The organism is Tautonia plasticadhaerens (genome assembly GCF_007752535.1).
In the GTDB taxonomy this organism is placed as follows: domain Bacteria; phylum Planctomycetota; class Planctomycetia; order Isosphaerales; family Isosphaeraceae; genus Tautonia; species Tautonia plasticadhaerens.
The window spans coordinates 4,796,146-4,811,422 of the sequence record NZ_CP036426.1; the positions used below are offsets into that span (position 1 = coordinate 4,796,146).

At 72.4% G+C, this 15,277-nt stretch carries 9 protein-coding genes; 5 read left to right on the top strand and 4 right to left on the bottom strand.

Annotated elements, in window-relative coordinates; genetic code table 11:
• Positions 1-113: 113 nt before the first annotated feature.
• Positions 114-3,110: a zinc-dependent metalloprotease gene (locus tag ElP_RS19280; protein WP_145272044.1), complete on the bottom strand. Its 2,997-nt coding sequence runs from the start codon at positions 3,108-3,110 to the stop codon at positions 114-116.
• Positions 3,111-3,680: 570 nt separating this feature from the next.
• On the opposite strand from ElP_RS19280, the gene ElP_RS19285 reads away from it, so the two are divergent.
• The 3 genes from ElP_RS19285 (at position 3,681) to ElP_RS19295 (ending at position 7,085) form a co-directional block, all read left to right on the top strand.
• Positions 3,681-4,553, top strand: a complete 873-nt coding sequence (locus ElP_RS19285) for an RNA polymerase sigma factor (protein ID WP_145272046.1) — start codon at positions 3,681-3,683, stop codon at positions 4,551-4,553.
• Between the two features lie 153 nt (positions 4,554-4,706).
• Entirely contained in the window at positions 4,707-6,230 is a 1,524-nt protein-coding gene (locus ElP_RS19290) for a PQQ-dependent sugar dehydrogenase (RefSeq protein ID WP_145272048.1), read from the top strand.
• A 90-nt stretch (positions 6,231-6,320) separates the two neighbouring features.
• The gene (locus tag ElP_RS19295; RefSeq protein ID WP_145272050.1) at positions 6,321-7,085 is read left to right on the top strand and encodes a PEP-CTERM sorting domain-containing protein; all 765 of its coding nucleotides are present in this window, start codon (positions 6,321-6,323) and stop codon (positions 7,083-7,085) included.
• 331 nt (positions 7,086-7,416) lie between these two features.
• Here the strand turns inward: ElP_RS19295 and ElP_RS19300 are convergent, their stop codons facing one another.
• Positions 7,417-8,700: an AsmA family protein gene (locus ElP_RS19300; RefSeq protein WP_145272052.1), complete on the bottom strand. Its 1,284-nt coding sequence runs from the start codon at positions 8,698-8,700 to the stop codon at positions 7,417-7,419.
• A gap of 231 nt (positions 8,701-8,931) precedes the next feature.
• Between ElP_RS19300 and ElP_RS19305 the strand changes: the two genes are divergently transcribed.
• Both ElP_RS19305 and ElP_RS19310 read left to right on the top strand, forming a co-directional pair.
• The gene (locus ElP_RS19305) at positions 8,932-11,208 is read left to right on the top strand and encodes a CehA/McbA family metallohydrolase (RefSeq protein ID WP_145272054.1); all 2,277 of its coding nucleotides are present in this window, start codon (positions 8,932-8,934) and stop codon (positions 11,206-11,208) included.
• A gap of 37 nt (positions 11,209-11,245) precedes the next feature.
• Complete coding sequence (locus tag ElP_RS19310) at positions 11,246-12,505, top strand: Nramp family divalent metal transporter (RefSeq protein ID WP_197446176.1); 1,260 nt, start codon at positions 11,246-11,248, stop codon at positions 12,503-12,505.
• A gap of 72 nt (positions 12,506-12,577) precedes the next feature.
• Here ElP_RS19310 and ElP_RS19315 read toward each other — a convergent pair whose 3' ends face one another.
• Entirely contained in the window at positions 12,578-14,425 is a 1,848-nt protein-coding gene (locus ElP_RS19315) for a UbiD family decarboxylase (protein WP_145272056.1), read from the bottom strand.
• A gap of 71 nt (positions 14,426-14,496) precedes the next feature.
• Complete coding sequence (locus ElP_RS19320) at positions 14,497-15,261, bottom strand: MBL fold metallo-hydrolase (RefSeq protein ID WP_145272058.1); 765 nt, start codon at positions 15,259-15,261, stop codon at positions 14,497-14,499.
• Positions 15,262-15,277 lie beyond the last annotated feature (16 nt).

Here is a 15,277-nt window from a genome sequence, read left to right on the forward strand (position 1 = left end):
CGCCGGTTCCCCCCCAAACGCGAACGGGGAGGCCCCCGCGTAGGGGCCGCCCCGTCGGAATCGGTCGGTCGAAGGGCCGGGGCGGCACTCGCCGCCCCGGGGGTGTCGTCGGGTCATCGGGAGGGGGCGGGGGCCTGCTCGCCGAAGATGACCATGCGGCCGGACGGGGCCGGCACGAGGTCGTTGGTGTTGTAGATGACCTGGGCGTCGAGGGCCCGCTCGATCAGCTGGCAGGCGTCGAGCAGGTGGGCCCGGGAGTAGGCGTCGACCTCGTCCTCCTTGCCGCCGAGGGCCTCGTCGCACTTCGCCTTCAGCTCGCGGAGCTGCATCATGGCGAGGTTGGCGATCGGCTTCTGGGCGGCGGAGGAGGAGTCGGTCGGCAGGGTCAGGTCGATCAGCCGCTCCAGGTGCTCACGCTGGAGGTTGCGGCGGAGGCTGGAGATCATGGGCTTGCGGTCGGTGAAGGGACCCTCGCCGGGATCCTCCAGCTCGGTCCAGATGGCCGAGCCGACGGCCTCCAGGAGTTCGGGCAAGGTCAGCGCGTCCTGGTCGGCGGGGATCCGGAACTCGTTGTCATACACCCGGCGCAGGGTGGTCGGGTTCATGAGCATCGTCAACGACGACGACTGGATGCCGATGATCCGGTCGTGGATCGGCCAGGTCGGCTCGTCGTTGACGGCCCTCCGGAAGCCGTCGCCGTCCAGCCACTTGTCGACCGTCATGCGGCGGAGCAGCTCGGGGGTGAGGCCGAAGGCGTCGTCCTGGAACGAGTTCTCGATGAGGAACGCCAGGGCGTCGCGCTGCTGCCCGGTGGGGACGACCTCGATCGGGTCGCGGTCGCCGGGGTCCCCCTTCTTGTCGCGGTTGACGAAGGCGCCGCCGACCCAGCCGGCCATCATGTTCAGGGCCGAGACCTGGAAGCCCAGGGTCATCTCGTACCCTTCCCTCGCCTTGGCCCAGGAGTCGCCGTCCTTGACGAACTTGTCGAGGATCCGCTCCCGGTGGTAGCGGGCCAGGCGCATCTGGTTCCGGGCGTAGTCGAGCGGGTCCTTGGAGAAGTCGTAGCGGCGGGCGAGCGGGTCGGGGCCGCCGGTGTCCTCGTCGGTGCCGTAGGCCAGCTCGGGCTCGGAGACCCGGTCGAGGATCTTCTCCAGGCCCTTGTCGTCGAAGGTGTACCCATACTCGATGGCCCACATGTCATAGGGGCCGATGTCGATCATGGTGTAGTCGCCCTGGACCTCGCCGGTCTCCATGTTGATGTTGACCGGGTTGTAGTCCATCACCGAGCCGGTGAACGGCGTCTCGCCCTTCAACCCGTTGCTGTTGATCTCCTTGAGCGCGTAGACGCTGGAGGCCTTGAAGTTGTGCCGCAGGCCGAGCGTGTGGCCGACCTCGTGCGCGACCAGGTCCGCCAGCAAGGGCCCGATGAACTCCTCGGGGATGCCGTCGAGCAGCTCCTTCGGGTCCTCCTCGTCCTTGGGCTCCTCGCCGTCCTTGTCCTCGCCCTCGTCCCCCTCGTCCTCGTCATCGTCCGCGGTGGCGGCGAGGTGCAGGCGGAGCGCGGCCACGTCCCGGGACTTGCCCGAGGCGGCCAGGCAGAGGCCATTGACCTGGCTGAGGCGGCCGACCAAGCCGTCGAACTCGTTGTCGCCCATCAGGACCGGGTCGACGAGCCCGGCCGGGTGGCCGCCCAGGGACTGGGGCCCCCGGATCGATCGCTGCGCGATCAGGTAGTCACGCTCCGAGGGCGGGGCCATCCGGATCCGGGGGTCCCACTTCGGGTTGGCGTCGAGCCAGGCCATCGCCTCGGGGCTGAAGCCTTCGAGCGCGATCTTGGGCAGGTCCTGGTGGAAGTCCTTCCAGAAGGCCCGGATCCAGCCGTCGGTCAGGATGATGTCGGCGTCGAGGATCTGGCCGGTCATCGGGTTGACCCGGCTGGGCCCGATCGCCGTGCCGACGTCGTTGTTGAGCCAGCGGATGAAGTTGTAGCGGACGTCCTCGGGGTCCTTCTCCATGTGGGCGCCGGAGGCGGCGTCCTGGTAGTAGACCTCGACCGCGTTGGAGATGCCGACGTTCTCGAACGCCTTGTTCCAGTACAGCAGGCCCTCGCGGACCCATCGGCGGTACCGGATCGGCGTGGTGTGCTCGATGTAGAAGACGATCGGCTGCTTCGGCGGGCTGACCTTCAGGCTCGGGTCGGCCTTCTCCAGGTGCCAGCGGTTGACGAAGCGGACCCGGCTCTCGCCGTCGGCGAACTTGCCGAGGTCGGAGTAGGCCGTGGTGAAGAAGCCGACGCGCTCGTCCGCCTCCCGGGGGCGATAGCCGGTGTTCTCCGGGATCAGGCTGAAGGAGTAGTGCAGGGTCTGGAGCTGCCCGTCCTCCATCGGGGCCTCGAAGGCCAGCTCGACGTTCTGGTCGAACGCCTTCGCCGTCTTGATCGAGGCCAGGCGGGGGTTGCTGATCCGGACGCCCGGGAAGAACTTGGCCGCCTGGCCGACGAGCAGCTCGTCCAGGTCGATCACCGGCCCGCCCTGGGGCACGATCGTCAGGATCGGGATGTCCAGCAGGACCCGGTCGGTGAACAGCCGCTGGACCGACGCCTTCGACTCGTTGTCGCCGGTGGACCGGACCTCGACGTTCGGCTCGATCAGGGCGAGCCGCTTGTCGTACGGCTTCCAGTAGACGTACATGTCGCCCTGTTGGAGCCCGGCGAAGCGTTCGCCGCTGGCGACGGTCAGGGCGATGTAGTGCTTCTGCCTCGCGTACTCCCGGGGCAGCTCGGCCAGCATCTGGCCGTCCCGCTTGCGGACCCAGATGGTGTAGAAGCTCGGCTTGCCGTCGAGCATCGAGACGACCTTCTCGTACCCCTCGGTCACCTTGTCCAGCGGGGGGAAGTCGTCGGGCCGGGGCGCGTTGCCCGGCGTCGGGCCCGAGGCGAGCTTGGCGATCAGCTCGGGGGTGAGGCCCGGGGGGAGGGCACCCGGGGGGAACGCGGAAGGGGAGGCGGTGGGCCCGTCCTGGCCGGCGACGATCGCCGCCGGGCCGCCCAGCAGGGCGATCCCCAGCAACGGCGCCAGCCATCGGGACCCGAGGCTCGGTGTGCGCGTCATCGGTGGTGCATCTCTCGGGGGTGTCGGTCGAGTCGACGGACGGTGCGGGCGGACGGGGGACGACCGTCGGCCGGCGGCTCGCGAGGGGAGAGGGGGGCGAGGCCGGGATCGGGCGGGGGATCGTCCCCGTTCATCTCTTCGAGCGTCATCGGTCGGCGATGCGGCCCGTCATCACTCCTCCGGGCCGGGACGCCGACTCCATCGTGACGAATCCCCCCCCCCGCAACAAGGCCCGCTCCGAGGGAATCCGGGCCGATGGGGATGAGCCTGGCGATTCTCCGGCGTGTAGCGATTGCGGGAGGGCGTCGCGAAGGCTCATGCGCGTCCCGTCCCGACCCCGGGCGATCCGCCCCGACCTCGGCGGGACCGCCCGAGGCCGGCACGGCGGGCGACCGGGCCTCGCGCCGAAGCCGGTACCGCATCGGACCTTGGAAATTTTATTCGTCCGCGTCGACCCGTCATGGCACTCTGAATAGGGGTGCAGGATGATGCTGGCGGGCCGAGCCCGGGACCGCCACCCGGACGGACACGCTCGGGGGCGGGACCGGAGGCCCATCGGAGCTTCGGCCGATGACGGACACCAAGCTGCTGGGAGCGTTCCTCGGTCGTCACGACGTCGAGGCCTTCGAGGCCCTGGTCCGGCGTCATGGCCCGCTCGTGCTCCGGGTGTGCCGGGACGTGCTCGACGACCCCGACGACGCGGAGGACGCCTTCCAGGCCACGTTCCTCGTGCTGGTGCGACGGGCGGAGACGATCCGGGACCCCGACTCGCTCGGTCGCTGGCTCCACGGGGTCGCCAATCGGGTCGCCTTGCGGGCCCGGGCCGACGCCCGACGCCGGCAGATCCGGGAACGCCGGGGGGTGGAGATGGCGGCGATGGCCCCCGATCACGACGACGACGAGGCGGCGCTCCGGGAGCTCCGCCCCGTGCTGCATACCGAACTCGACCGCCTGCCGAAGAAGCTCCGAGACCCCCTGGTCCTCTGCTACCTGGAGGAGCTGAGCTACGAGCAGGCCGCCCGGCGCCTCCGCCTGCCCCTGGGGACGCTCAAGGCCCGGCTGAGCCGGGGCCGGGATCTGCTCCGATCCCGGCTGACCCGGCGGGGGGTCGCCGTCTCGACGCTGCTGCTGCTCGCCCTGCTCGGCGAGCGGGCGGGGGCCGTCCCGCCGGCCCTCATCGCCTCGACGGTCGACGCCGGGATCCTCCTCGGCCGGAGGTCCCGGGCGATGCCCCCGACGATCCCCTCCCGGATCGCCGGCCTGGTCGACCGCGAGTCCGGGGCCGGGGCCCTGCGGCGTTGTGCCTCGCTGGTGGTGCTGGCCGCGATGCTCGGCGTCGGCGGGCTGTTCCTCTGCGTGGCCGTCTCGGCGGCCACCCCGGTGATCGCCGACAGCCTCGTGCCCTCGAAGTCGACGCCCCCTTCGGGGTGCCACGCGGACTGACCTGGCCCCGGACCCCCGAGGCCCGGGGCGGGCCGACCACACCGAATCACGACCCCGACGGGGAGGCGTCCCGTCGGGGAGGGGCCCGGGCCGCGCGCCCGGGCCGGACGATGCCCCTGCGATCCCCGATCGCGACATCAACCGGAGGACGGAATGCGACGGACGCACGCTCGAAGCCCCGGGGGGGCCGCCCCCCTCCCCGCCCTCGGCCCCCCCGGGGGCCCCGTCGGGCCCGGCCTGAGGCGCCTGGCGGCGCTCGGCCTGCTCGCAATCGCCTCGGCCTCCCCGACGACCGGGGCCCTCGCCCAGGACGAAGGCCCCTCGATGCTGGTGCCGGACCTCCGGGTCGAGCCGGTCGTCGGCGGCCTGACCACCCCGATCGGCCTGGCCTTCCTCGGCGAGGACGACTTCCTCGTCCTGGAGAAGGACACCGGCCGGGTCCTCCGGGTCGTCGGCGGCGCGGTCGATTCCACCGTCCTCGACCTGGCGGTCAACTCCGCCTCCGAGCGCGGCCTGCTGAGCATCGCGCTCGACCCCGACTTCCCCGAGGACCCCGGCGTCTACCTCTACTGGACCGAGAGCACCTCGGGCGCCGACTCCGGCGACGTGGCCCAGACCCCGCTGCTGGGCAACCGGGTCGATCGCTTCTCCTGGGACGGCTCGACCCTGGCCTTCGAGTACAACCTGATCCGCATCCGGGCCCTCCAGGTGGACGCCGGCCAGCCCGGCCGGGGCAACCACGACGGCGGGGTCATCCGGTTCGGGCCCGACGGCATGCTCTCCATCATCATCGGCGACCTCGGCCGCCGGGGGCAGATGCAGAACCTCCGCTTCGGCCCGACGGTGCTCGACGCCCCGGTCCCCGACGACCAGTTCGGCGGCCCGGGGCCCGATGACGCCCACCTCAGCGGCGTCATCCTCCGGGTCGACGAGCAGGGCCAGGCCCCCCCCGACAACCCCTTCTTCGCCGTCGGGGCGTCCCTCGGCGGCGAGGTCGGCGCCAACATCCAGAAGCTCTTCGGCTACGGCGTCCGCAACAGCTTCGGCATGGCTTTCGACCCCGAGACCGGCCTCCTCTGGACCCAGGAGAACGCCGACGACGCCTTCAGCGAGCTGAACCTCGTCGGGCCCGGCTTCAACGGCGGCTGGATCCAGGTGATGGGCCCCATCGACCGCATCCGCCAGTTCAAGCTCATCGAGGCGACGATGTTCGGCGGCGCCATGCAGCAGATCCGCTGGCCGCCGATCCTGATCGCCTACACCCCCCGGCTGGTCCTCTCCCGGCTCTTCCTGCTGCCCGGGGCCGAGTACACCGACCCGGCCTTCAGCTGGAAGTTCGAGGTCGCCCCGGCGGGCATCGCCTTCGTCGAGGGGGACGGGCTCGGCCCCGACTACGAGGGCGACCTGCTCGTCGGCGCCTCCCGGCCCTTCCTGGCGGGGGGATACCTCTTCCGCTTCGACATGAATGAGGACCGAGACGGGTTCGACTTCGACGACCCCCGCCTCGACGACGGCGTGGCCGACAACCTCGACAAGCACGAGGGGACCGAGAGCGAGTCGCTGCTGATCGGCCGGGACTTCGGCATCGGCACCGACATCCAGAACGGCCCCGACGGGTTCGTCTACGTCGTCTCGCTGTCCCTGGGCACCGTGTACCGGATCCTGCCGGCGGAATGATCGGCCCCCTCCCAAGACCGGGCCCCCGTGCCGCCGATCGGCCTGGCCGACCGGCGGCCCCGGGCCCGAGATCGCACCCGGAGTCATCCCATGATTCGATCCGACCGGGCCCGGCGGGCCGTCGCCCCGCCGCTCGCCCTGCTGCTGATGGTGCTGGGGTCCTCGAGGGCCGGCGCCGAGACCCAGCTCATCACGAACGGGGGCTTCGAGGAGGGGGGCGGGAGCCTGCTCTCCTGGACCACCGCCGACCAGCCGGGAGGCGACGGGGGCTTCTTCCCCCAGTCCGGCACGACCAGCCCGATCCTCGGCGACCCGGTCCCGGGCCCCCCCGAGGGCGGCTTCGCCGCGATGACCGACGCCGAGGGGCCCGGCTCCCACGTCCTGTATCAGGACGTCGTCCTGCCGACCCAGCAACTCCTCTCGGCCACCCTGAGCTTCGACCTGTTCATCGGCAACCGGGCCGACGTGTTCGCCACCCCGGACACCCTGGATTTCACCGGGGTCATGAACCAGCAGGCCCGGGTCGACCTGCTCTCCCCGACGGCCGACCCCTTCAGCCTGCTGGCCGGCGACGTTCTGATGGACCTCTACCGGACCGAGGTCGGCGACCCGGCCGTCTCGGGCTATACGACCTTCTCCTTCGACCTGACCCCCCTGCTCTCCTCCCGCGCCGGGGAGACGGTCCGACTGCGGTTCGCCGAGGTCGACAACCTCTTCTCGTTCCAGTTCGGCGTGGACAACGTCAGCCTGACGGTCCAGGCCATCCCCGAGCCCGGCACCCTGACCCTGGTCGGGATCGCCGCACTCGGACTGGCCGGCGTCGGCCTCCGGCGTCGGCGTCGGGAACGCCGCTGATCCGGCCCTGCCCGGGGCCCCTCCGACGGGCCCAGGCCCCCGTCGGGGGCCTGCCCCGGGGACGGGTCCCCGACCCCGATCCCGCCGGGGGGAGGCGAGAGGAGGGCCCCTGCCCCTCGGGCGCGTCGGGGCCTCGAGGTCGGATCGGCGGGAGATCTCGGGGGACGATGGGGGGAGGAGGAGCGGGGAGGGCCCGCCCTCCCCCGGCATCGGGCGGTGGGGCGGGCGTCGAGTTCGTCGACCCGACCGCCCCCCCCGAGGTCGACACTCGGCCGTCTCCCGGGTCGGGCCCCGATGCCCCGGCCGCAGCGGCCGGGGCGGGCCCCGCCCTTCATCGGAGGAGGCGGTCCCGGAGGCGTCGGGCGTATTCCTCGAGCGCGGCCCGGCCCTCGTCCCGGGCGTCGATGATCTGGCCGCCGACGTGGACGAGGGGGCGGTCGGTGGTGCCGGTGACGCGAAGCTCCAGCAGGTCCTCGGGCTTCACCCCGGCCTCGCCGAGCAGGGCGAGGGCGTCGGGGCCGAGCTTGCCGGCCAGCGGGCCGGTGTCGAGCCGGTAGGAGATCCGTCCGTCGAAGGCGGCGCCGCCCTCGAGCACGATCGGCGTGCCCCCCAGGTCGAGCTGGATCCGGCGGCTGACGACCTTGCGGTCGGCGACGAGGAAGTCGCTCCTGAGGGTGCCGATCTTGCCGTACTGCGTGGCCGGCAGCACCCGGGCCAGGTCGACCAGCAGCGACGAGCCGTCCAGCCGGATCGGGTCGAGCCGCACCTTCCCCCGGCCGGCGAGCGAATCCCGGAGGGCCGGGCCCGAGGCCCCCTGCCCCTTCAGCTCCAGGTCGAGGTCCAGCCGCCCTTCGAGCCCGTCGGAGGCCCCGGCCAGGTACGGCACGAGGTAGGCCAGCAGGCCCAGCTCACGGCCGAGGTGCACCCCCCTGGCCTCCAGCTGGCCGGCGAAGGCGGGGGTCGGGCCCCGCTCCAGCTCGACCGCCAGGGCGAGGGTGCCGCCGTTGAGCGTCCCGCTCAGGTCGTCGACCGCGACGACCGAGGGCCACCAGGTCCCCGAGCCGTCCAGGTCGTCGACCTCGATCGTCGTGGCCAGCTCGACGTCGACGTAGGCGACCCGCCCCCGCACCAGCCGGAAGGCGATCGGCCCGGCCCGCTCGTCGTCCTCCCCGGCCCGGCCGACGGCCAGGTCGGCCGGCTCGGCGTTGCGGAGCAGGAACCACGGGGCGAAGGCCCCGTCCCGTCCCCGGACGAGCCGCAAGTCCAGGTCGCGGACCTCGACCCGGGTGGGCTCGACCCGGCCGAGCAGCAGGTCGGCCAGGCTCAGGTCCACGTCGATCGCCCCGGCCTCGACCCAGGGGGGCGGGCCGTCGATGCCCCCTGCCCCGGGCTCGCGGACCGCCAGCCCTTCCAGGCGGATCCCGCCGAGCGGGCCGAACCGGAGCGCGGCCAGGGCGGTCGGGCAGCCGGTCAGCTCCTCGACCCTCCGCTCGACGATCCGGGCGGCCCAGCCGGTCGGGAAGAGCAGCAGCACGAGGGCCCAGAACAGCGGCGGCACGACCGCCAGGGCGATCAGCCGGCGGCAATGGCGTCTCGGGCGGCTCGGACCTCGCATGGCGAGCCTCCGTCGGCCCCGTTGGGACGTGCCGGGCCCGCCCGACGCTCGACGCGAGCGGCGGGGCGAGCGGCCCGGCGAGTCGCGGGGACCATAACGCAACCCGCCCGGGGCGACAAGCGGAACTTCGCCGACGGCCGGTTGCGTCGGCCCCGCCGGGCGGCTAGGTTCGGCGGGCGGGGGGCGAACCGCTTCGCCCCGGCCGGACCCGCTCCCCGGGAGGATCGAGCCATGAACGCGTCGACCAGGGCCGTGATCCTGCTCCTCCTGCTCGCTCCGGCGTCGACCACTGCGGGCGAGCTGCCCAGGGTGCCGGGCGTCCCCCGGCAACCCCTGGCGGCCCAGGCCCGCCGGGTCGTCGAGGCGCTCGACCTGATCGGCCGCCCCCTCCCCCGGGCCGACCGGGACCGCCTGGAGCGGGCCTCCACCCTGGACGACGACGCCGAGGCCGCCGACGAGATCCAGGACGTCCTCGACCCCTACTGCCTCGTCGGCGTCTCCATCAACCCCGAGAGCCGGGTGAAGGCCCAGCAGGGCCCGGCCGACCCGAGCCTCATGCAGCAAGGGTGGCGGGCCTTCCTCATCAAGGTCCACAACGAGGCCGGCGTGACCGCCCCGCTCCGGGTCGCCAGCCCCAACGCGGCGCCGATCTACTCCCGGTCCACCGGCTCCCCCGACCCGAAGCAGACGATCCTCCCCGAGACGATCCCCGACCGCTGGGTCGAGCTGTCGCTCTACGACGACAGGCCGCTCAACCCCACCCTCTCCGGCCTGCCGCTGGAGTACCGGATCCTCCAGATCTACAGCCGGGACGCCGGCCCGAGGGAGGCGAAGCTCACCTTCGACGTCGGCCAGGGGACCCAGGATCTCGGGTTCCGCTCCGACGTGGACATCCTCTTCCAAAGCGAGCCCGGGGTGGTCGTCGCCTTCGAGGTCCGGGACGAGGACGGCACCCCGACGATGGCCTCGTTCCTGATCCGGGACCCCCAGGGTCGCGTCTACCCCTCCCCCGGCCGTCGCCTGGCGCCCGACTTCTTCTTCCACCCCCAGGTCTACCGCAAGTCCGGGGAGTCGGTCATCCTCCCCCCCGGCACCTTCGACGTGGAATTCACCCGGGGGCCCGAGTACCGGGTGAAGCACAGGGAGATTACCGTCGAGGAGGGGGCGGGCACGCAGACCGAGGCCTTCGAGCTGGAGCGCTGGGCGGACCTCGCCGGGCTCGGCTGGTACTCCGGCGACCACCACGTCCACGCCGCCGGCTGCGCCCACTACGAGAGCCCGACCGAGGGGGTGCAGCCGGAGCACATGATGCGGCACATCCTGGGGGAGGACCTGGTGGTCGGCTGCGTCCTGAGCTGGGGCCCCTGCTGGTATTACCAGAAGCAGTTCTTCGACGGGAAGCTCCACCCGCTGTCGACCCCCGACTACCTGATGCGGTACGACGTGGAGGTCTCCGGCTTCCCCTCCTCCCACGCCGGCCACCTCTGCCTGCTCCGCCTGACCGAGGACGACTACCCGGGGACGAGCCTGATCGAGGAGTGGCCGAGCTGGGACCTGCCCGTGCTGAAGTGGGGCAAGTCCCAGGGGGCGGTCGTCGGCTTCTCGCACTCGGGATGGGGCCTGCAGACCGACTCCAAGGAGCTGCCCAACTACGAGATCCCGCCTTACGACGGCATCGGCGCCAACGAATACGTGGTCGACGTGGTCCACGACGCCGTCGACTTCATCTCCAGCGTCGACACCCCGGCCCCGTACGAGTTGAACATCTGGTACCACACGCTCAATTGCGGCTTCCGGTGCCGGATCAGCGGGGAGACCGACTTCCCCTGCATCTACGGCGAGCGGGTCGGCCTCGGCCGTTCCTACGTGAAGGTCGACGGCCAGCTCGACTACGACCGGTGGGTCCAGGGGATCAAGGACGGCCGCTCCTACGTCGGCGACGGCAAGAGCCACCTGGTCGACTTCACGATCGACGACGTGGCCGTCGGCGAGGAGGGCAGCGAGCTGGGCCTCGACGGGCCGGGCGAGGTGACCGTCTCCGTGAGGGCCGCCGCCCTGCTGGAGCCCGAGGTGACCGACCGGACCGAGGCGATCCGCTCCCGCCCGCTCGACCAGCAGCCCTACTGGGACGTGGAGCGGGCCCGGGTCGGCGACTCCCGGACCGTCCCGGTCGAGGTGGTCGTGAACGGCCAGCCCGTCGCCCGCCGGGAGATCGAGGCCGACGGCAGCTTCAACGACCTCTCCTTCGAGGTCCCGATCGAGCGGTCGAGCTGGGTCGCCCTGCGGATCTACCCCAGCTCGCACACCAACCCGATCTTCGTGGTCGTGGACGACGCGCCGATCCGGGCCTCGAGGCGGTCGGCCGAGTGGTGCCTCGAGGGGGTCGACCGGTGCTGGTCGCAGAAGGCCGGCAACACCCGCCCCGAGGACCGCGACGAGGCCGAGGCCGCCTACGAGGTGGCCCGGGAGGCCTACCGCCGGATCCTCGCCGAGAGCGAGGTCGAGTGACCGGTCGACCGCCCCGAGCACCCGAGGAGGGCCCTCGATGTCGAAGGACGGTCGCCCGTCGCCGCTGACCCTGGTCGCCCCCGGCCTGCTCGTGGCCGCCACGGGGGTGGGGGCGGGCGACCTGCTGACGGCCAGCTACGCCGGATCCAGGGCGGGCATGGCCCTGGTCTGGGCGGTGGTCATCGGCTGCCTCTTCAAGTGGGCCCTGACCGAGGGGCTCGCCCGATGGCAGATGGCCACCGGCACCACCCTGCTGGAAGGGTGGGCCACCCGGCTGGGGGGCTGGATCCGCTGGGCCTTCCTGGCTTACCTGCTGCTCTGGTCGCTCGTCACCGGGGGCTCGCTCTCGAAGGCCTGCGGCGTGGCGGGGGACGGCTTGCTGCCGCTGGGGGACCGGGGGCAGTCCCAGGCGATCTGGACCGTCGTCCATTCGCTGCTCGGCCTCGGGCTGGTCTGGGTCGGCGGCTTCAAGACGTTCGAGCGGGTGATGGCCGCCCTGGTCGCCTCGATGTTCGTCTGCGTGATCGCGGCGGCGGCGATGCTCGGCCCCGACTGGGGGGCGATCGCCCGGGGCCTCACCCGGCCGACCATCCGGGCCGGCGACCTGCCCTACGCGATCGGCCTGCTCGGCGGCGTCGGCGGCACCGTGACCCTGCTCTCCTACGGTTACTGGATCCGGGAGACCGGCCGGTCGGGCGAGGCCGGGGCGAGGCTCTGCAAGATCGACCTGGCCGTCGCCTACGCGGCGACCGGGCTCTTCGGGGTCGCCATGCTCGTCATCAGCTCCCGGATCACCGTCGACCGCTCCGGCGCCGACGTGGCCCTCCAGCTGGCCGACCAGCTCCGGGAGGCCGCCGGGCCCGCCGCCCGGTGGATTTTCCTCGTCGGCTTCTGGGGGGCGGTCTTCTCCAGCCTGCTGGGCGTGTGGCAGAGCGCCCCGTACCTCTTCGCCGACTTCCGGAGGCTCAGCAAGGGCCGATCCGACGCCATCGCCGAGGTCGACCTCGACCGCACCGCCTCCTACCGGGCCTACCTCGTCGGGATCGCCGTGGTGCCCCTGCTGCTCATCAACCTGCCGGTCCGGTTCGTGCAGCTCTCGCACGCGGTGATGGGGGCGCTGTTCATGCCGCTGCTGGCCGTGACCCTGCTCCTGATGAACAACCGGGCCGACTGGGTCGGCCCCTCGTTCCGCAACGGCCGGGCCTCGAACGTGCTGCTGGCGTTGACGCTGCTGACCTTCGCCGGGATCGGCGTGATGGAACTCGTCGAGCGGTTCGGCGGCCCCGGCGCCTCGTGAATCGGCCCGGGCCGCCCGCCCGTCGAGACCCCACGACGCCGACGAACGTCGGGCCGCCGGGGCCGGGCCGGGTCAGATGATCCCGTGGAGCGGGCCCCCGGGGGCGCCGAGGGCATCGACCCGGCGATCGACCTCGGGGTCGTCCTCCAGCGGGGGGGCGTGGTGGGGCTTGATCCGGGCGTCGACGACCAGCGACCCCTTGCATCCCCAGTGTTTCTGGTGCGTGAAGGCGCCGATCCCGGCCAGATCGGCCGCCGGGTTCGACCGGGTGAAGGTGACCCACAGGAAGTTCCTGATCGACCGGGTGGCGAAGTCGCTGTCGTCGACCAGCACGACCATCGGGAAGGCGTTGATCGGGTCCCCCGGCTCGAAGGACCAGCAGAAGCCGGCGAGCCCCTGGTCCTCTCCCTTGCGGTCGGGCGAGAACGGCGGGGCCTGGACCGCCAGCACGCCCGGCAACGCCACCCTCGGATCGGAGAAGCCGTCCGGCAGGTTGAGCCCCTCGGGGACCTCCGTCGGCAGCTCCCTCCGCCTCGGCCCGGCGCAGGCGATCACCACCTTCGACCCCTGGTTGAACCCGTGGCCGGAGTAGTCCAGGGTGTCGATCGTCGTCCGTGTCTGGAAGTGGAGGTCGTCCTCCCAGTCGGCCCGCTCCAGCAGGTGCCGGAGGAAGGCGGAGGTGTCGTGGAGGTCCAGGCCCGGGTCATCCTCCTGGGCGACGATCAGCAGATACTTCGCCAGCGACATCTGCCCCTGGCCGAGGATCGCGTTGGCCTGGGTCAGGATCTCCTGGGGCCGGCGTACGCTCGCGTAAGGGACGTAACGCTCGCTGCCGATCGCGAGCAAGAGCGGATGGACCCCGGCCTCGTCGACCGCGTGGACCGCCTTCACCCCCGGCAGGACCGTCGGCACGAGCGGGCCGGTCAGGTCGTGGATCAGCTGGCCGAACGAGGTGTCCTCCTGCGGGGGCCTCCCCACGGAGGTGAACGGCCAGATCGCCCCGGGGCGGTGGTAGACCCGGTCGACCCGGAGGAACGGGAAGTCGTGGACCATCGCGTAGTAGCCGAGGTGGTCGCCGAAGGGCCCCTCGGGCCTAGTCACGCGATCGGGGTCGATGGTGCCGCAGATCACGAAGTCGGCCTCGGCGGGCATGGGCAGGGTCCAGTCGGGGGGGTGGACCATCCGGACGGCCCGGCCGCCGAGGGCGCCGGCGAAGCTCAGCTCCGGCAGCCCCTCGGGCAGCGGCATGACGGCGGCCACGGTCATCGCCGGGGGCCCGCCGACGAAGACGTTCACCCGGAGCGGCTCCCCCCTGCGGATCGCCGACGAGTGGTGCACGCCGATCCCCCGGTGGATCTGGTAGTGCAGGCCGACCTCCCGGTCCGGCTCGTACGCGTTCCCGGAGAGCTGGACCCGGTACATCCCCAGGTTCGACTTCGCCAGCCCCGGCCGGTCGGGGTCTTCGGTGTAGACCTGCGGCAGGGTGACGAACGCCCCGCCGTCCCCCGGCCAGCTGACGATCTGGGGGAGCTTCGAGACGGTCGTCCGGTGCCCCAGGATCGGCCCCGACCGCACCCGCCGGGGCAGCAGGTTCAGGCCCGTCCCGGGCACGTCGAGGTACCGCCAGGGGCGCTTGAAGCCAATCGGCGGGCTGACCTTCAGCTCGACCAGGTGCCGGACGGCCTCCAGGGTGTCCCGGAACAGCCATCGGGTCCGCTCGATCGTGCCGAAGAGGTTCCCCAGGACGGGGAAGGCGCAGCCCCTGACCCGCCGGAACAGCAGGGCCGGGCCCTGGGCCTCGTAGACCCGGCGCTGGACGGCCGCGACCTCCAGCCGGGGGTCGACCTCGGCGTCGATCTCGAGGAGCTGGTCGGTCTTGCGGAGGTCGGCGACGCAGTCGGCGAGCGATCGGTATCCCACGGGGGTCCCTCGGGTCTTCGGGGCGGGCGTGGCGAGTCGGATCGGATCGGGGCGGGATGGCGGCGGACCGATCAGGCCTGGGGCGGGAACTCGTCCGGGTCGTGGTAGCCGAACAGGGAGATCTCGTCCCGGTGGTCCCGGAGCAGCCGACGGACCTCCTCCAGGCTGGCCCGTCGTCGGGCGTCGTCGTCGGCCCGCATCGCGGCGAGCCGGGAGACGGGGTGGTCGTCCCGCTCGGTCTCGACCCGGAGGTAGTAGGCGTCGCCGACGTGCAGGGTCCAGCCCTCCCCCTCCCGGCCGATCGCCACGCCGCAATGGCCCCTCGTGTGGCCGAACAGGGGGATCAGCAGGACCTCGGAGGCGAACCCGAGCGGCACGGGCCGGGCCTCCAGGCCGAACCAGCGTCGGGACGAGGGGAGGATCGGCTCCCACCTCGGCCCGTGGTCGAAGTGGGTCGGCACGTAGCGCGGGTTCCCCGAGTCGAGGGCCGCCCGCTCCTCCACCGACAGGAAGACGGAGGCGTCGGGGAAGTCGGCCAGCCCCCCGGTGTGGTCGGGGTCGGCGTGGGTCAACACGACGTGGGCCACCGCCGCGGGGGCCAGGCCGAGCCGCTCGACCCGACGGACGGCCGTCTCGGCCTCGTCGAACCGGAAGCCGACGGCCTCGACCAGCCCCCGGCCCAGCCGAGCGTCCGGACTCCGGACGTCCTCCAGCCCGATCCCGGCGTCGACCAGGGCGAGCCCCCGGTCGTCCTCCAGGAGCAGGCAGTGGCAGATCGCCTTCGCCCCCCCCGGGGCCTCGATCGTTCCGCAGCGCAGGTGGTGGACGTCGGTCATCGGCTCGATCCGCCTC